Source organism: Amycolatopsis japonica (genome assembly GCF_000732925.1).
In the GTDB taxonomy this organism is placed as follows: Bacteria; Actinomycetota; Actinomycetes; order Mycobacteriales; family Pseudonocardiaceae; genus Amycolatopsis; species Amycolatopsis japonica.
Genome location: NZ_CP008953.1, coordinates 1,493,986 through 1,511,691 on the forward strand (window position 1 = coordinate 1,493,986; position 17,706 = coordinate 1,511,691).

The 17,706-nt window shown below is 67.0% G+C and carries 14 protein-coding genes; 5 read left to right on the forward strand and 9 right to left on the reverse strand.

Annotation, left to right across the window (positions count from 1 at the left end):
* Window positions 1–82: 82 nt before the first annotated feature.
* Together AJAP_RS43580 and AJAP_RS43585 are read left to right on the forward strand one after the other, a co-directional pair.
* Entirely contained in the window at window positions 83–1,036 is a 954-nt protein-coding gene (locus tag AJAP_RS43580) for a profilin (protein WP_148311476.1), read from the forward strand.
* Between the two features lie 55 nt (window positions 1,037–1,091).
* Window positions 1,092–1,589 (forward strand): hypothetical protein, encoded by a 498-nt coding sequence (locus AJAP_RS43585; RefSeq protein WP_148311477.1) that lies wholly within the window; start codon window positions 1,092–1,094, stop codon window positions 1,587–1,589.
* 71 nt (window positions 1,590–1,660) lie between these two features.
* On the opposite strand, the gene AJAP_RS07375 is transcribed toward AJAP_RS43585, so the two are convergent.
* The 9 genes from AJAP_RS07375 to AJAP_RS07415 all read right to left on the reverse strand — a co-directional run bounded on the left by AJAP_RS07375 (window position 1,661) and on the right by AJAP_RS07415 (window position 13,893).
* Window positions 1,661–2,620 (reverse strand): C40 family peptidase, encoded by a 960-nt coding sequence (locus tag AJAP_RS07375; protein ID WP_038509188.1) that lies wholly within the window; start codon window positions 2,618–2,620, stop codon window positions 1,661–1,663.
* A gap of 14 nt (window positions 2,621–2,634) precedes the next feature.
* Window positions 2,635–3,669 (reverse strand): replication-relaxation family protein, encoded by a 1,035-nt coding sequence (locus AJAP_RS07380; protein WP_038509189.1) that lies wholly within the window; start codon window positions 3,667–3,669, stop codon window positions 2,635–2,637.
* 65 nt (window positions 3,670–3,734) lie between these two features.
* Window positions 3,735–6,236, reverse strand: a complete 2,502-nt coding sequence (locus AJAP_RS07385) for a type IV secretory system conjugative DNA transfer family protein (protein ID WP_051972375.1) — start codon at window positions 6,234–6,236, stop codon at window positions 3,735–3,737.
* A gap of 34 nt (window positions 6,237–6,270) precedes the next feature.
* Window positions 6,271–7,104, reverse strand: a complete 834-nt coding sequence (locus AJAP_RS07390; protein ID WP_051972376.1) for a GP88 family protein — start codon at window positions 7,102–7,104, stop codon at window positions 6,271–6,273.
* A gap of 59 nt (window positions 7,105–7,163) precedes the next feature.
* Window positions 7,164–9,074 carry a VirB4 family type IV secretion system protein gene (locus AJAP_RS07395; protein WP_038509193.1) on the reverse strand — a complete coding sequence of 637 codons (1,911 nt, stop codon included), beginning with the start codon at window positions 9,072–9,074 and terminating at the stop codon, window positions 7,164–7,166.
* On the reverse strand, window positions 9,071–10,228 hold the full coding sequence (locus AJAP_RS07400; protein ID WP_038509195.1) for a PrgI family protein: 1,158 nt from the start codon (window positions 10,226–10,228) through the stop codon (window positions 9,071–9,073). Before AJAP_RS07400 ends, AJAP_RS07395 begins: the two co-directional genes overlap by 4 nt.
* Window positions 10,225–12,327: a hypothetical protein gene (locus AJAP_RS07405; RefSeq protein WP_228694885.1), complete on the reverse strand. Its 2,103-nt coding sequence runs from the start codon at window positions 12,325–12,327 to the stop codon at window positions 10,225–10,227. The genes AJAP_RS07400 and AJAP_RS07405 overlap by 4 nt, the downstream gene beginning before the upstream one ends.
* Before the next feature lie 64 nt (window positions 12,328–12,391).
* Window positions 12,392–12,697 (reverse strand): pilin, encoded by a 306-nt coding sequence (locus AJAP_RS45415; protein WP_038522595.1) that lies wholly within the window; start codon window positions 12,695–12,697, stop codon window positions 12,392–12,394.
* Between the two features lie 173 nt (window positions 12,698–12,870).
* Window positions 12,871–13,893 carry a hypothetical protein gene (locus AJAP_RS07415; RefSeq protein ID WP_038509199.1) on the reverse strand — a complete coding sequence of 341 codons (1,023 nt, stop codon included), beginning with the start codon at window positions 13,891–13,893 and terminating at the stop codon, window positions 12,871–12,873.
* Between the two features lie 525 nt (window positions 13,894–14,418).
* Here AJAP_RS07415 and AJAP_RS07420 point away from each other — a divergent pair.
* Genes AJAP_RS07420 through AJAP_RS42420 form a run of 3 tightly spaced genes read left to right on the forward strand, consistent with a single transcriptional unit; the run spans window position 14,419 to window position 17,607 of the window.
* Entirely contained in the window at window positions 14,419–15,399 is a 981-nt protein-coding gene (locus AJAP_RS07420; protein ID WP_038509201.1) for a hypothetical protein, read from the forward strand.
* On the forward strand, window positions 15,392–16,357 hold the full coding sequence (locus AJAP_RS07425; RefSeq protein ID WP_084098069.1) for a DNA methyltransferase: 966 nt from the start codon (window positions 15,392–15,394) through the stop codon (window positions 16,355–16,357). The genes AJAP_RS07420 and AJAP_RS07425 overlap by 8 nt, the downstream gene beginning before the upstream one ends.
* Window positions 16,354–17,607 carry a DNA-methyltransferase gene (locus tag AJAP_RS42420; RefSeq protein ID WP_051972377.1) on the forward strand — a complete coding sequence of 418 codons (1,254 nt, stop codon included), beginning with the start codon at window positions 16,354–16,356 and terminating at the stop codon, window positions 17,605–17,607. Before AJAP_RS07425 ends, AJAP_RS42420 begins: the two co-directional genes overlap by 4 nt.
* The last annotated feature ends 99 nt before the right edge of the window (window positions 17,608–17,706 follow it).

The window sequence follows — 17,706 nt, forward strand, 5'->3', positions numbered from 1 at the left end:
CCTGCTCCTGGTTGTCCAAGATTTGCGAGTAGGGAGTTCGACTGCTGTGCGTTTTTCCAATTGGAAGCTAGTCTCGGCCGTAGTGCTGACTGCATTGATCAGTGTTCCACAGGTGGCAATAGCGGACGCAAATGTAGGCTCTGAGTGGAAACCTGGTAGCAATATCTCGGCGGCGCAGTCGAAGAAAATGATCTCTGATTTCGTGGCCGGTATTGCCGGTAGACATAATATTCACATCAATCCGGCGGACTACGAAGTGGTCTCGCACGGGAAAGAGATCTCGATTCGAGCTAAGAAGCAATCGTCGGCCGCCGTCGCGTACCGCTCTGGTGGAGCAGTTTCCGAAGCGGTTCCAGTAATGACCGGGTCGAGCTCTGAAGTGTCCGCACTCGACTTTAATGTAGCTCCGCCGTCGGCTGCCGAGATCGCAAGTGCAAAGGGTCGGGCAGCGCTGGGGATTCAGGCAGAGCCGAACTGGTTTCCGGTCGAATGCTACCGGCGCACAATTTGGGTACAGCCGGATCCGGACGGCGTAGTGGGCGATACGGTAGTTGGATGGCAGGACGCCTGCAAGCAGTTGGGATGGCTGCCGCCGACGGCGGGCCGGGGCAATTGGGTCTTCCGTATGTGGCAAACATGTGCCACGCAGCAAGAGCGCAAGATCTTCACCCTGACTGGTTGTGGCGTGCAGAACCTTGTCTCATCGCCAGATGCCAGGTGGGTGGACTGGAGTCCGCGCTCGGAGTTGCCTGTTGGGCAGTGCAAGACAATTTCGTATGGAGTTACGGTGGGGCCGATCACTGGCTCGTGGAGCTATCCGGCTTGCGATACAATCAAGATTGACAAATGGAATCCAGGAGTGTACTTCAAGGCTTGGTGGTCTGGACGAGCTTGGGGGAAGACTCGGGCGTCGGAATTGGTCTACTCGTTCACGCTTCCAGAAGGTGCTGGCGCATCGGGTGATGCTCGAATTTCGATGTCGTGGGATCCTTGCATTTACCCCGGAGCGGGAGATAAATGTCAAGACACCCAGTAGTGATTGGGGTCTTGTGAGCCTGTTAAGATAGAGTCTCGCTAAGCGAGGTGGTTACATGAAGGAATCAAGACAGGCTATCGCAGTTTTAACGATAGCTTCCTCTTTGATGATTGTCATTGCATCATGCAAGTCGTATGATGCTACAGCTCCTTCGCAGTTGCCGATCTCGCAGGCGCAGGCTGAAGGGCTGCTCAATCAGGCCATCGACCTGGTGCAAGCGAATAACTACGACGGCTTGTGCCAGGTCGTGGCCGCAGCTGAGCAGAATTGCCGAATTCAGCTTGAGGGCGCGGTCCGATCGAAGCAGCAACCCGGCTCAGATCGTCCGAAAGTAGTTGGGTTTTCAGTTCACAGTGAACAGAGCGGATCTACTGCCGTTCTGAGGCTGGAGGGTAGTCGTGCTGACGGTGTTGCTTACGTAAGCGACTTCGCCGTCATTCGCACAGAAGGGTCAAAACTTGGCAGCCTTACTGCTCCGTATTGGGTTGGGATTAAGTATATTGGCGGCGATCAGTCGCCTAGCACGACGTCAACGTCAAGCTCGGGTAACTGAATGATGCGAAGACTTTTGATCGGGCTGCGCGGTCATCGAAATTTGTTCATTCCTCCGGAACCTTAAGATGGTCAGGCCGATGGACGGGTAGCGCCCACGTAGTCGTCTCTGGGACGGCGGTGGTTATCGATCTGCACGGGTTGGCCAAAGGTGGGGGCGTTGATCATTTTGCCTTTCCCGATGTAGAGGCCGACGTGGTGGATTCTGGCGGGTGTGCCGTAGAAGACGAGGTCGCCCGGCAAGAGCGGTTGGCCGTCCGGCACTCGGGGTCCGGCGTCAAACTGAGTGTGGGCGGTCCGGGGTAGTGCGATCCCTGCTGCGCCGTAAGCCGCCTTGGTCAGCCCGGAGCAGTCGAATCCTTCGTGTCCGCGGTCCGGTCCGTTTCCGCCCCAGATGTAAGGTAGCCCGCGCTGATGGCAGGCGTAGGTGATCGCGGCTGTCGCTGCGGGGGTTGGTGCCTGGATCGCGTTGCAGTCGCCTGTCCCGCTGGATGTACAAGTCGCGCCATGGACTGCGGCAACGATCTGGCGAGCGGCTGGTTCGAACTGTGCGTAGCGGCCGGGGAAGCCTGATCGCTGTACGGTTTGGGCGGCTTCGGCGACTGGCATGGTCTGCCAGTTCGGCAGCGCCATGAGATGCCGGTAGAACTGCTCGCTGCTGTAGTTCGGGTTCATGATCTGGGCGACGGAGCCCCAGCCTTGCGAGGGGCGCTGCTGGAAGAGGCCGATGCTGTCGCGGTCGCCGTAGGTGAGGTTGCGCAGTCGTGACTCGGTGATCGCGGTAGTGATCGCGATGACCCAGCCCGTTTCGGGAACGTTCATCTGCTTGCCGACGGCGACGATCGTCGCCGCGTGGCCCATTTCTTCGGGGCCGTATCCGGCTATCGATGTGCCGGTTGCGCCTGCGGGGATGCAACTCGTGCTTTGTGCGGAGCTGCCGACCACTGCTTGGACGACGGCGATCGCACCTCCGCCGATGAGAAGAAGCAGCACGACGAAGAACGCGACGCCGGCTACTGCGAGCTTAGCCATCGCTTAAGGCCCCCTTAGCTGTTAAGGCGTGAGGAAACGGCTGGCGGCATCGGCGTGGGCGGCTCCAGCCCCGGTCGCATGGCGCGCGTGGTATCGAGGTTGCGCCCACCGCTCGACGGCGGGGATGCGGGCAGATGCGGCCAAAGCTTCGGAAGCTCGGCCAGGGCTACCCGTCCCAGAGCTCCGGAGTCATCGACCCGGAGCCATCGAGATGCGGACATGTCGAGTGGATCAGCGGAGGACTCGCCGCTCGTCGTCGCCACTGGCACTCGCGCGGGGCTGTCGAGACTTCGCAGCACTTCGGCCAGTACGCGGCGCGCGTTGGCTTCTCTGACGGCGGTGGGAAACCAGGCCAGAACGGGTGTGGCGATACCCGTGGCGTCGGCGAGGCGCTCATAGCGGACCAACTTGCTCGCCAGACGGGACAGTGTCTCTGTGCCGAAGTCGAACTCGACGAACCATTCGACCTCCCGTCCGGCTTTGACCCACCTGCCGTAGCCATCCGGGGTGACGATGTCGCCCCAATGTCGTCCGCACCGGGCCGCCGACCACCAAGTGGTGAGCTTTGCGGCGGCCTCGGGTTGACGGGACGCGCGAATCAGGGTGGTGAAGAGCGCGTTGCAGCCCACGGTATGGGCGAGTTGGAGAGAGAAAGCGCGGCCCACTTCGCGTTCGCGGCTGTAGCCGAGGTCTTTGAGCTCAAGGCCGTCTTCATAGGCGATCGCCGCGGCTCCTGCGGTATCGAGGACGTAGTGCATCGGGTGCGAGCCGACGGACCGGTGCGGTTGGAATCGGTGCACAACGCCCCACCGGTAGAGGTTGTGCAGGCGCAGGTTCGCGGCACGGCGTCCAGGGAAGGCGATGTCGACGATCTGAGTGCTGGTGAGGACGTGGTGCTCGAACAGCATCCGGCACAACCAGCGGTCGCGGTCGGTGAGATGCCGGGCGAGCCAGGCGTGGTGCTCGGCGCTGTTCAGTACGCGTGGTGCGGGACGTTCCGGCCGGTGTGCTCGCAGCTGTCGTTGCGGGGTGGGGTTGCTGATCTTCATGTGGTGCACCTCCAAATGCGCCAATGCGCGGCGTTGGGTTCAAACGAGGAATTGCGAGTGCCGGGTCAGGCGGCACGCCGGGGATCGAATGCTGCGGATCGTGCGTGTTCGGCAGTGTGCGGTGTGCTCGGAGCCTTAGCGTTGGTCCGTGCGAGCTGGCGGATCTCCTTAGCGCGTCCGGGGATCGCGGGCGGAAGCTTCTCGGTGACTGATGTGAACGGGGGTGCTTCCTCGCTGTTGAGCACCAGCCGTGCGGCGATGTGGTAGCGGCCCAGGTTGGCGAGGTCGTGTTCGGAGAGCTGGGGCTCGGTGTGCCGCGCGAGGTCACGCGCGTCTTCGGGCGACGCGGAGAAGATGATCTTTGAGCGGGCGTTGGCGCTGATGCCTTCTTCCAACTCGCGGGGGAGCTGGCGCAGGTATTGGTGGGCCAGGGTCATCGACATCCGGTAGCCGCGAGCTTCAGCGAGCATGTCTTCCAAGGGGTAAGCGAGGGACAGGAAGTTGTGGCATTCGTCGATGTAGAGCGAGCTGTCGAGCCTTTCCCGCTGGGGGATTCGGACGCGTCGGGTGGCGGCTTGCCAGGTGCGGGCGACCACGATCGAACCGACCAGCCGGGCGGTGTCGATCCCGAGCGAGTTTTTACTCAGCCGGACGAGGCAGATGCCACCGTTGAGGACCGCGTCCATGTCGACGGTGGATTCGCCGCCTGCGAGGGAGGCCCGGATGAACGGCCGCAACAGCAGGCCGCGGAGCTTGTTCATCAACGGTGCGACGACCTGGGCCTTGCTGGCATCGGATAGGTCGTCGTACCAGGCCCAGAAGCCGCGCAGGACGTCGTCGGAGACCTGTGCGAGTGCGCGTTCCCGGAAGCTCGGCACGGTCAGAAGTTTCGGCAGGTGGGTCAGGGTCGAGGTGCCGGGAAGTTCGCGCAGGGTCAGCAATCCGGATCGGAGGATGTCTTCGGTGCGTGGGCCCCAGCTGGAGGAGTACACGTGGGAGAAGATCGACACCAGGTCATCGACGGTGCGAGCAGTGTCGGCACCTTCGAGCGGGTTAAGCACCGGTGGCCGGAAGCGGCTATCGGCGTCGAAGAGCACGACCTTGTCCCCGAGCCGTGACGGAAGCCGCATCAGGACGTCGGTGATCAGGTCGCCTTTCGGGTCGATGACCACCAGGCCGCGGCCGGCGTCGGCATCGTCGAGAATCATCCGCGCCATCAGTTCGCTCTTGCCGCTGCCGGTGGCCCCGAGGATGTGCAGGTGGTGACGGGCGTCAGCGACACGCAGCCCGACCGGACGGGAATGGCCGGAGTCACTGACCCCGATCGGCTTCACCTCTGCGCCACCGGTGGCGATACCAGGCGGTGGTGGGACAGCCTTTGCCCCGGCGCGCTGCAGGCCGGGTATGGCGTCGTCGGTCGGGAGGTGCGCGAGCGCGGCCAGCTCGGTGATGGAGAGCAGGTCGCCGTCGGCGAGGCGGCGTTCGGTGACGGCACGGACTGGGTGAGAGAGCCGGACACGGCGGTAGTAGTTGTGCTCGCTGAAAGCCGCGAACGCACTGGCGATGGCGTGGCCGCGTCCGGCCAAGTGCTCGTGCACCGGCGAACGCTTCGCGTCGGTCAGGTCCTCGTCGACGAGGGTGGCGACGGCGTAGCGGATGCGGGTTTCGTACTGGGGGCCGCGCTGCTTGGCCACAATGACCCGATCTCGGGACGAGGTCTCTAAGACTGTCTGGCGATCGGCGACCGGCTTCGTCGTGCTGGCTCGGGATTTGCGTCCCTTCGTGTGCGGGGTAATCAGGTCCAGGAAGCGTCCCGCCACTTTCGCGGAGCTTCCGGAGCGGACGTGGCGGGCGGCTCGGCGGGCTTGGCGGACACGCGCACCGGTGACCGGTCGCGCGAGGATCTGCACGACGGCGCGTTCGCGGGAGCCGAGTCCTGCCGGTGCGCCGAGCAGGGCGCGGACCGGGTCGGCGGGGAAGTCGGAGCGGATCGGCAGTGCTTCGCTGCGAGCGAGCCGCATTTCCCCGCCGACGGCCTCGACGGCTTTTCCCGCGGGCGTGGATTCCGGGATCGGTGGTTTGGCCGGGGTGGTGCGGGTGTGGGCGCCGGGCCAGGCCGCTTCGATCGCGCGTTCGGCCATGCCGGGCGGGACGATCCCGGGCAGCCATACTCGGACGGCGACTCCGGCGTGGGAGAAGACGTATTCCCATACGATGTGCGGCTGTCCGTGGATCCGGCGTTTCCAGCCGGGACGTAGGAGTCCGACCAGGTTGGAGAAGAGCGCCTCGGCACCGTCCGGGTCCACGGTGGGCGGGGCGAGCACCGTGACCAGCCGGGCCCCGGCGGTCATCCGGTCATGGCGTCGTCGCATCCACCACCGTCGTCCGAGGACGGCGCCGGTCCAAGCCAGCGCGAGCGCGGGACCGGCGACCGGTCCCCACGACATGGCGACGTCTCGCACCGCGGTGAGCAGGGCGTGCACCGCGCCTCCGGGATCGCGGAGGTAGTCTTGCAAGGGAGAGGTAATCGCCTCCGCGTAGGCAGCCGCGGATGGGGCAGAAGACATCAGAACTCCTTTCTGCACTGGGGAAATCAGGCGTTCAGGCTGCGTGGCGATGGGCGTCCGCTGGGCGCGGAAGGTTCTGCGGCGACGGCGGCGCCGGGCTCGTGCCGGGTACGAGCCGGAGGTGTCGGCGTCGTTTGTGGGCACGGTCGGCGTCGATTTCGGCCTGCCATTCCGACAGTCGTCGCCCGTCCATCCGTTTGAGGAAGTGCGGGATGTTGTTCGCGGGTACCCCGACGAGCCGCGGGCCGAGTACGGCCAGCAGGTCGGAGGCTTCTTGCGAGGACCATCCGGCTGTGGTGATGGCGGCGGTGTCGGGGAAAACGTCGGCGACCCGGTCGCGGCTGGGGTCGATGTGGGTGTCTTCTTTGCCGCCGTAGCTGTAGACCCACAGGAAGTTGCTGGGCGGATCCGGCTCGATCAGCCGTTTGAATCGGAGGACTTCCTTGGTATAGGCGTAGAAAGTCACGTCCGGGCAGGCTCGCATGACGCGGCACCATGCGAGCGTGTAGGGGTCGTCGAAGAAGTCTCCGGCGTCGTGGACGCGGATGAATTTGCCGGTGAACCGTGGCGCTGAGAGTTCGCGGATCATGGCCGTTTCCCAGCCGGGCAGGTCGTCGAGGACGAAGGCGAGATTGGCTTGGTGGCGGGCTTTCACGGCAGGGAAGCGGTAGGTTCCGTTGCGGGCGTAGCAGATCTGCGCGCAGGCCGAGGCCGCGGGGCAGGTCACCTGTGTTCGTCCGTCGGGCAGCCGGGCCGCGAGCGCGGGCAGTGTCCAGTTCCAGACGCCGATGGCGCGCATCGCCCGGTTCTGCGTCAGCAACCGCGCGGGCCGGCTGACGTTAGCCAATTTCGTGCCGGGTAAAGACATAAAGCACCTCACACAAGCAGGCAGGAGCAAGGAAAGGGAGCGGCTAAGCGGGCTTAGCGTCAGGCGGCGGGATCGACGTCGATGTGACGGTCGGTGTCGTCGTCGAACGTCGCCTCGGTATCGATGCCGTCAAGGTCGACGAACGCGCTGTCGTCGGCCTCGACGCCGGATTCGGCGTACGCGGCGAGCTCGGCCGGGTCTGTGGTGATGAGCGCGTTCTCTTGGGGCGAGGCCAAAGCTTGGAACGCGACTCGCTGTGTCCCGGTGCTGAGCAGGCCTTGTCCTTTGTCCGCGGAGACGAGGAACTGTTTCTCCCCGTCGGACAGGTTGAACGTCGTCACGATCTCGTCGATCGCTTGGGTGGCTTGGCGGAGCAGGATCTGTGTGGCGGCGTTGGCGATGATCGCCTTGCCCAGCTCGGTGCCGAGGACGTCGCCGGCATCCTGTGTCGCGATGGTCAGGCCTGCCCAGTGTTTCCGGGCGGCTTTGGCCATGCGGTGCAGGAAACGCGCCCCGGCGGGGTCCTGCATAAGGAGCCATGCTTCCTCGACGGTGATTAGCCGTGGCCGCCGGATGGCGGGGTTGGAGACGCGCCGCCAGATCGTGTCCAAGGTGAGCAGGGTCCCGATCGCGCGCAGCTCGTCTGGCAGGTCGCGGAGGCTGAACACGGTCAGGTGGCCCTCGGGTCTGGTGGTGGTGGGCCCGGCGAACATCGCTGAGGATGCGCCGTCGACGAACGGATGCAGCCGGGACGCGAGGTCGGCCGCGACCGGATCACTGGTGCCGGTGAGGGTCGCGGAGAGGTCGGCCAGCAGTGGTGCCTGGCGGCCCCAGGTCCGGGGATCGCTGGTGATCCCGGCATTCTTGTAGGTGGTGAGGAACGCGCGGTCGAGCACGGCCCGCTGGTGCGCGGACAGTTCCATGCCGAGCAGGACGCCGATCACGGTGTGCAGGAACAGAACGCGTCGGGTCAGCGCGTCTTTCGGTGCGGTGCGGCGCCCGTCCGGGCGTGTCGCGATCGGCAGGTCGAAGGGGTTGATGCGGACCGCTGGATCGCCGAGGCGGATATAGGTGCCGCCGATGGCCTCGCACAGCCGGCGGTACTCGTCTTCCGGGTCGATGATCGCGACTTCGATACCCCGGTAGAGCGAGCGGAGCGCTTCGAGTTTGGCCAGGTAGCTTTTTCCGGCGCCGGACCGGCCGAGGACGACGCTGTTGTAGTTGTCCGCGGCGAACCTGTTCCAGTGCACCAGGCCCTGGCTGCCGATGTTGAACCCGTACAGCACACCGTCCGGCGCGGTGACGCTGGTCGGGTCGGCGGGCGGAAGGTCCGGTGAGGTGAACGGGAACGCGGCGGCCAGCGCGCTGGTGTCGAAGGTGCGGCGCATGCCGATGAGGTCCAGCGCGAGCGGCAGGGTCGAGACCCAGCCTTGTAGCGACCGGTAGGTGGTGGGCTGAGCGTTCATCAGCAGCGACGCCGCGAGGGACCGGACCGCGGCGACGTGTTCGGCGAGATCGGGTTCGCTGGTGGCGTGCACGGTCAGATACAGGCCGAACCGGTAGAGCTTTCCTTCGCCGCGGGCAACGCGGGCGGACAGGTCGTAGGCGTCCTCGGTGGCGGCCTCGACCATCGGGTCCAGCAGCCGCCCCTTCTCGTTGCTGTGCCGTCGTCCGGATTCCAGTTTGGACAGCTGGCGCTTGAGCCGGTTGGCGGCGGTGACCGGGTCGATCGGCTCGATGTGCAGCGAGACATCGACCCGTCCGGGATAGGACAGCAGCGGTTGAAGCCATCCCGCGTGCACTTCGCGCGGGTAGCCGGTGATCGCGAACGATGCGACCCATTCGCCGCCGATCTCCAGATGGCGCGGCGAGACCGAGAGCGAGTCCGGGGTGAACGCGCTCGCTCCGCCCGCCGGGGTTGCCGCGGTTCGTCGGGCGCGTCCTCGAGTGTGGCTGGTTTTCCTGCTCATAGGTCGTCGCCCTCCCAGTCGTCGAGTGCTGTTGCCTCCGGTGCCGCGCGGCGGGTGGGCTCCCGGCGGGTCCTCGGGGTTCGGAGGGGTGGTTCGTCCTCGGGTTCGGCGGCGGTGGTGATCACCTCGTCTGCGCCGGCGAGCCCGGCCGACGGCGGGATGAGGTTGTCGGGATTGCAGGCGGTGGCGAGGACGGCGGTGGCCTGCCCGGCGTCCAGCGGGGTGATCGTGATCCCGGCGGGGGAGAGCAGTTCGATGGCTTCGCCCAGGCGGCGCACGAGCCGGGTTTCCGCGGATCGCAGCGCGCTTTCGGTGACGGTGTCGTTCCGGTTGGCGTGGCGGCGTGCGCGCAGGACAGCCAGCGGTGATGCGCCGCCGAGCCCGTCGGTCGGACCGGCCGCGCGTACCGGTTCGCGCAGGACGATCAGCACCTGGCGGCGTAGCAGATCGGTCGAGCGGCGCAGTTGGTCGAGGTAGGTCGCGTGCTCGCGCGCGGCCGTTTCGAGCATCGGATGCGGCAGGCCGGGAGCGGCCTCGCGCAAGTCGTTGATCTGGTGGCTCAGGTCGAGTCGCTCGGCGCGGACGAGGATCTGCACGGGGGCGGAGATCGAGTGCAGGTACCGGCCGAACGATGCGACCAGCGCTTCCTGTTCGCCGGGGGTGCGGAGCGCGAAGTTCACGGTGCTGGCGACCGCGACCATGGCTACGCCGTCGGACCCGAGGTCGATGACACCGGCTTCGGTGACCCCTTCCGCGGGCAGTCGCAGCGCGGCCGGTGACACCTGCGAACCGTCCGCCGCGCCAGTGTCGTCGTTCGCCGCGACCTGACTGGTCAGCCAGTCGGGCGCGGGACGGACACCTTCGGGCGCGGCTACCCGATGCCGTGGCTGCATGCGCTGCCGGATGGCCGCGAGCACGAGCCGGTCAAGGCTCACGCCGTCGCGCTGCCCCAGGGCCAGCACCGCGGCCACGACCCCGATCGGGACGGCGATGATCAGGTACACCAGCAGCGGCACCGTGCCGCGGACCAGCGTCCACCCGCCGTAGAGGGCGATTCCGGTCACCGCGAGGATCGCCAGCTGCCGTGCGGTGAGATTGACGAGGACCCGGTCCTCCCGATCCACATCGGACGGTATGCGCACGGGCTGGGTCATGACGTCTTACCTCCACGGGACGAGGGCTTCGGCGCGGGTGCTGGGGGCGCCGGTGGCGGAGTCGGCGCACGGAACGTGACCGGGGGAGCGGCCGGAGTGCGCGGTCTGGCGTCCGCGGGACGCGGCTCGGGACGCGGGGTCCGGAACACCGGCGCCGACGGAGTCGCGGTCGCGGGCGTGTCTGGCCGGGACACATGGCCCGGTTCCGGCGCAGCGGGTTGGAACCGCAAGTGCGGCGGGACCGCCGCGACACCGACGGGCCGCGCGGGCGCCTGCCCGTTCCCCTGGCGGTGTGACGGATTCGCCGTCTGGAATCGCGGGTTCGTCACGCGCCGCCGACCACCGCCAGGCGGTGGGAGCGGGACGGCGGGCCGGGGCGTCGAACTGAACTTCGGCTTGGGGGGCGGTCCCGATGGAGTGGGGCTGACGGCGGGGTCGTGCGTCGTGGTTTGCGGACCAGGTTGCAGGAACTTCGGTTCTTGCGAGGGGACGCGGGGGTGCTGGGCGGCGAGCAGCCGCTCGGCGTCGTACTGCTGTTGCATGCGCTTGTTCACTGCTTCCGGAGTCGGGGCCAGCCGCGGTTGCGGCGGCCAGGGCGGGTCGGCGACACGGGCACGCCCATTCCCGCCGCGGCCGCGGGGTGTCGTGGCGATGCCGGCTGCGCGGGACGCGCCGAACCCGCCGGAGCTGCCGGCGATGGCGCCGAAGGTCTTCGCGGCGATCACGGCTTTGACCAAGCCGCCGAGAAACGAGCGGCCGCCCCCGCCGAGCTTCGTGGCGGAGAGAAACCAGGACGGAATCTTGATCAGGATGTAGAGCAGCCCGAGGACGGCGAAGAGCATCATCAGACCGCCGCCGACGGAGCTGAACAGCTTCGTGCTGCCGTTGAGGAAGGTGTTGACCGCGACGATCAGCGTGAGCGATTGGACTACCTGGATACCGAGGGTTGCGGCGAGTGCCCGCCAGCCCCAGCGGGCGATGCCGTCGGTATGGGGAAGGGCGTGGCAGGCGACCCACAGCGGGGCGGACACGGTCAGGAGCAGCGTGATGATCACCCGCACCACGTAGACCAGCAGCAGCGCGATGACCGCGATGACCAGGACGACTTGCAGCAGGATGACGAACAGCCCGCCGGAGGCCATCGCGGAGTAGGTGCCGTTGATCGACTGGGTGAGGTTGTCGCCGAGCTTGGGCGGATCCGCCCCGCCGGACAACACCGCGGTCGACAGCGCGTTCGCGAGCCGGATCGCCTTGTCGATGACGAACAGCGACAGCATCGAGGCGATGAAGGAGATGACGAGACGGGGCGCGATCTCCTTGATCGAATAGCGGCTCTGGACCGACTCGTGCGACATCACGATGATCCCGCCGATCATGATCAGCCCGCTGTAGCAGGCCAGCACGATCAGCCAGGAGTTGTTCCACAGGTTCGTCACTCCGGGCAGCGAATCCAGCGTCGGCGTGCTGAACGCGGTGTCGCCCAGCAGTTTCAGCAGTGGGTCGAGCGCGGACTTGACCAGCTCGCGGAACACCGCGTTGATGGCCTTGTTGATGCAGCCTTCGATGTTGGTGATCCCGCAGTCCGGGTCGTCACCGTCGGCGCCCGGCCCGGTCGGCCCCGGAGGCGTGGACGGCGCGGGGGAGCTGGGTTGCGGGATGCACCCTTCACCGACGCAGGGACTGCCGGGGCTGGTGGTCGGAGCCGTGTTTGGTTCGCCGGGTGCGCAGCCGATCTGGCCGGGGAAACAGCTCTCCGGCGGCGGCAGTTCGGTGATCGGCGGCAGCGGGGTCGCAGGGACCGACGGCCGTGGCGACCCAGTTGGGAAGTTACAGATCGGGTCCGGTGATCCCGGCGGACAGGTCTCACCCGGTGCGACCGTCGGGAGAGGCAGGGGAAGCTCGGGCTGCGGTTGCGCCGCCGCGGCCTGCGACACGGCGGAGGACGGCGAAGGCACTGGCGCCGCCCACGCTCCGACCGCGAGAAGACAGCCGAGGACCACGACCAGGCCGAGCGGAAGCAACCGCAGCAGGCGACGCCGTGGACCACCGGTCCCGCCCGAGGCGGACGGGCTGAGCAGGATGCGCCCGCGAACCGTCACACGCGTGTCGGTCTCGCTGCGACCGGATGTGAGCGCGGGGTCGGGACGGGACGTGGCCATGACCTCAGGCCCCGACAATCCCGCGCAAGATCTCCACGGCGAGCGGCGCCAGCGCCGCCAACCCGTAACCCCACGCAGCGTTCCGGAAAGCCGACTTCGCCTTCTCCGTTTCACCCGGGTCGCCACCGGCCAGCAGGTACCGAACACCGCCGACGGTCAGGAACACCGTCGCCAGACCCGCCAAGATCCCGACCAGCCAGTTACGGATGTTGGTGAAGACCTGATCGACGGTGGTCGCGAGCGCGACAACATGCGTTGAGGCCTGCGCCGAATCCGCCGTGTGCGTGGTCAGAAGGAGCGCGGTGACGATCGCCGAGCTGACCAGTCGGGAGAAAGTGGCGCGCGCGGACCGAGAACTAGTGCTCGGATGACTGGTCTTCGAGTTGCCGCGCGCTTCGTTCGGCGGAGCAGGCCGCGCGTGCTCGGTAGTGCTTGCCGCGCCTGGCGGCGGCGAGACGGTGGGCTGGGTCGATGGATGGGGTATCAGGCGCATCGGCGCACCTCCGAAGTCGGCTCGTTCTCGGCGGTCCGCGGAGAGTTGGTCGGGCTCTCCCCGCACCCCAAGAGGCCGGATTTCGGGTTGTTTTTCGACACCGAGCGTGACGCTTTCTTTCGGTTCGCCGGTCGCCCGTTGCGGAGACGCCCGCTCACCGCGCGTGACTTGTGGGTGTCGTCGTCGGTGGCGGCGGCAGGAGCGGCCGCCCTGAGCGCGCTCAGGGCGGCGTCGGCGACCGGGTCTTCGTCGCCGGTGCCGTCGGTCTGCTGCCGAAGCCAGGACACCAGTCGGTCTTCGGCCCGGTTGCGCGCCTTGTATGCCGTCGCGAGGGCCGTGTCGTGGCGTTGTGCCCATGCGGTCATCGACGTCTCGCCGAGACGCGTGGCGGAGATCAACTCCGCTTCGGCAGGGGTCAAGATCTGTTCACCGACTGCCGTCGCGAGCACCAAGTCGGGGTGTCCGTACGGTGGCTTCGGAACGGTCGACCGAAAGGCCATCCCGACGGGACGAGGTGCGTCGAGGGACTCCTCCAGTGCCGCTTGGCCGGCGCGGCGGGCCGCGAAATGGAGCCGGAGGAAGATGCCGGGATCGGTCAGGTCTACGGTCGCCAACGCCTCGATGAACCCGGCAAGAACTGCCGCGTGTGCGTCGGCTCGGTCGCCGCGGTACCGCGCCGCCAACCACCCTGCGCTCGATGCCAGCGAGGGCAGCGCCATGCCGACACAGGCCACCGTCCACGCGCCACCTTGAGCGCGCGAGCTCAACACAAGATGTGCCCAGACGGCATCGCGAGTACGCGATGGGCACTGCTTGCTCAGCAACCGGTCCCGGAGCTCGTCCAGCGGCACCGGCCGCCGCGGCAGCCCGGCGAACTTGGAGCCGTGCACGGCCATCGGATCCGGGCCGGTGACCAGCCAGCTGAAAGCATCGCGGGCGGTATCCAGAGGCAACCATTCATGCTCGTCCCGGCCATTCCGAGGTGAGGTGGAGAAGGTGTCGTCGACCGTCATGACCTGCTCCTGTTCTGCTGATTTGGAAATCCGTGAGAACAGGACGCCAGAGCTCCGACAAGAAAAGAACAAGAAAAGAACAAGGTCAATCCGAGATTGGGACTAAAGAACTACTAAATAGGCCGAAGGTGATCGATTCAGCGAGCGGGTGTCGAGGTGTCGAGACCGCGCGTCGACCCGTGGCACAGGTGCGCAAATATGCATCTCTACCTGGTGTTTAAGTAGTTGTTAGTCGGGTCTCGCGGGTTGTGCGCGTCGAGGCCCTTGGCTGTAAGTCTGGTAGTTCGGTCATGCTCGTAATCGGGGTGAATGGTGTCGGAGGCGGCGGTTTGCAGACTGCGTCCGCTTGCCCGTCTCGCAAGCATGGGCACGGGCGCAGTCCTTGCGTTACTGAAATAAGATTTTCGTCGGCCCCGGCAGAGTTGAAGGAATTCGGCGTGCGGTGTCGAAAATCGGGCTCAAAAGCGGCCTCTTGGGGTGACTTGGCAGACCGCGCCGAGGACTATCCGCGAGGAAGGGCTACCGATGACCTCGACACCGCACCGTGATCACAACGGCCGCCCCTGCCGCACACCACGGCATCACCCGACCCACGACGGTCACGACAACCACGCCAGGCGCCGGACGGCGTCCCTGGGCTCCGCCCGGCGGCGCATCCGCGGCCCCCGGCCGACGACATTCTGGGCATTCGCGGACGCCGAGCAACTGCCCGGCACCGCACAGCTCGCCGGCTGGCTGGGGCGTACCGTCGTCACCATCGTCACGACCTACACGAGCCCGGGTGACCGCGTCCTTCTTCTCACGCCGCCCGCGCCGAACCGGGTTGCGCCGCGCGCCACCGGCAGGGGCCACGACTCCGTCCACTACGGCGGACTCGCTGAAGCGGTCTGGACCGTCAGCCGCCTCGGCCGCGGCGTCGACACCGCGGCCGCCGTGCCGGTCCGGGACCAGTGCAGCGATCGCACCGACTCGCGCCCGGTCACTCGAAACGAGTCGGTGACGCGACCCCGCCCGAGTCGGCTCGGCCTGCGGTCGGTCGCCGAACCGTCCCCCGACTCCGCGCGTTGCGCGCGGGCCGACGGGGACCGCTCCCGCGGCACATTCGATCTGATCATCACCGCTGTCAACCCGGGCGCCACCGACTGGATCGGACACACCGACTGGAACTCGCAGATCACTCCGGGAGGCATCGTCGCCCTCGTCACCCACAGTGAACGACGAGCCGGGCGCCTCGTCGAACCCATCGCCGAACTGGCTGCCACGCTCGGTAATTACCAGCTGCGTTGTCTCGACCACATCGCCGTGCAGTCCGCCCATGCCTCTGACTTCTCGGTCGCACATCAGGACGCGCATACGAGGGAGGGCCGTGTCATTAAGCCTTCCGCGAGCCTCGACAGGCCGATGCCCTTCCGGCAGGTCCATCACGACCTCGTCCTGTTCACGCGGACATCGGTCACAGAGGACGAGGCCGACGTTGCCGGGGGAGGAGAGACCTCTGATGTCTGAGCGCACGAGCCGGCCGCTGTCCGCTGGAGAACTCGACCAGGAAGACCGTCTCGTGCCGACTTCGGTGTGGCCGACGGGGACGCTTTCTTTCCGAACTCAGCTCGAGGAAGGCGGTTACCACGAGGCCACGGGCACCGACTCCGCGCTCATGGCTCCGGCGATCGCCCGATACGCGATCTCGGCGTTCACGAAACCCGCAGATGTGGTCCTCGATCCGGACTGCGGAGCAGGCACAACGGTCGTCGAAGCGCTGCGCTGCGGAAGGCACGCGATCGGGCTGACCGATCAGCGCCGGTGGTGGCGGCTCGCCCGGGCGAACGTGACCACCACCAAGGCCGATGGCGTGTTCGTCGACGGCATGGTCCTGGTCCTCGACCGGCGCCACGGCACGGCCGTCGCCGCTGCGACAGCGGGCCTGACCGGACGCGTGGATCTCCTGCTGACCGCGCTGCGTCCCGGCCGGAACAGCGACATGGAAGGCGACGTGGACCGGCTGGGAACCTTGCTGGCGCAGTACCGGCCGCTGGTTCGTCCCGGCGGCCACATCGTCGTCACCTGCTCCCCGCACCGCCACCCGACACGGCACGAGCTGCTCGACGTTCCCGGCCGGATCGAGGCGATCGGGAACACAGCCGGGCTGGTCCCGGTGGCCCGCTGCGTCGCCCTGACCGCTGCGGTGCAACGAGGCAGGACCCACACCCGCACGACGTTCGCCCAGCGCCGCGCCGTTCGGCGAGCAGAAGACGCCTTCGGGTACCCGATCGCGCTCCCGGCGCACCACACGGTCCTGGTCTTCCACGCCGATCCGGACGCCATCGACCAGGCCGCGGCCGAACCGGCGTGGCCGTCTCCCACGCGCGTGGACGTGCACCGACGACGACGCAGGAGCCGTCGACGTCCGGAGGCAGCGACTTCCGGCATCGACACACGAACCAACGCGGATCAGGAGGCGGCGTGAACACGCAACCGAGGAGCACCGTCCACTACCGCGACGAGTCGGTCACGCTGCTGACAGGCGACGCCGCGTCGACCCTGACCGGAATGCCGGATCGGTCGGTGGATTGTGTTGTCACCAGTCCGCCCTACTGGGGATTGCGTGACTACGGCACCGGGAGCTGGGTCTGTGGCGACGCCGACTGTGCGCACCTGGCCGCAGCCGGGCGCGGCGGCAACGTTCGCCAGTCCATACAGCGTCAATCCGCTTACCCTGCCTCGGCCGCGCATCGTGGCGGTGCACCCGCGCGTTGTCGCCGGTGCGGCGCGCGGCGGGAGGACGACCAGCACGGTCTGGAGCCGACGCCGCAGGACTACGTCAACCGCCTCCGCGAGGTCTTCGGCCAGCTGCACAGGGTGCTGGCCGATACCGGCACGGTCTGGCTGAACCTGGGGGACTGCTACGCCACCGAGCCTCCCGGCCGCGCCGACGACGCGATGCGGGCGAGCACGTTGACCGGCCGGAGCACGGCGGCGCAGCTGCAGGATTCCGTCCGCCGTGCGGGAGCAGCGCGCGCCCACGACCTTCCCCGGAAGAACCTGATGGGAATGCCGTGGCGGGTCGCGTTCGCGCTCCAGGAAGACGGGTGGATTCTGCGCAACGCGATTGTGTGGCACAAGCCCAACGCCATGCCCGAATCCGTGCGAGACCGACTGTCCAACCGGTACGAGATGTTGTTCCTGCTGACGAAACAGCAGAAGTACTTCTTCGACCTCGACCCCATCCGCGAACCACTCGCCCGTCCTGAAGCGGTCGGGGAGAGCATCGTGATCGGCGGCGCGAACGAGGGCCGCTACGGCGGGATCGACGCAACCGCACGCCGCCGCGGCAACAGCGTGTACGGCAAATACCGGGACACCGAACCGTTCGCCGGAAAGCCCCACAGCGACGCGATGCGCCCGACCGGCACACAGCACACCGCGGCGCATGCACGGGGCAAGAACCCCGGGGACGTCTGGTCGATCACCACCCGACCGTTGCGGGAAGCGCACTTCGCCGCGTTCCCGGTCGACATCCCGCTACGCTGCATCGCCGCCGGCTGCCCCGACGGCGCTGTGGTGCTCGATCCGTTCAGCGGCGCAGCCACCACAGGCCTGGCCGCAAGGAAACTCGGACGGAACTACATCGGTATCGACCTCAATCCCGACTTTCACGACATCGGGCTGCGGCGCCTCGGCCTGGAAACCAGAGGTGGAGATGAGGTGGCGGCATGACGGACTCGCACATAGCCAGCCACAGCCGACACGGCCTAGTCCCCTCCGCTGACGGCGATCGTGTCCGGCTGTGCCTCGGGGACGCACGGGAAGTCCTTG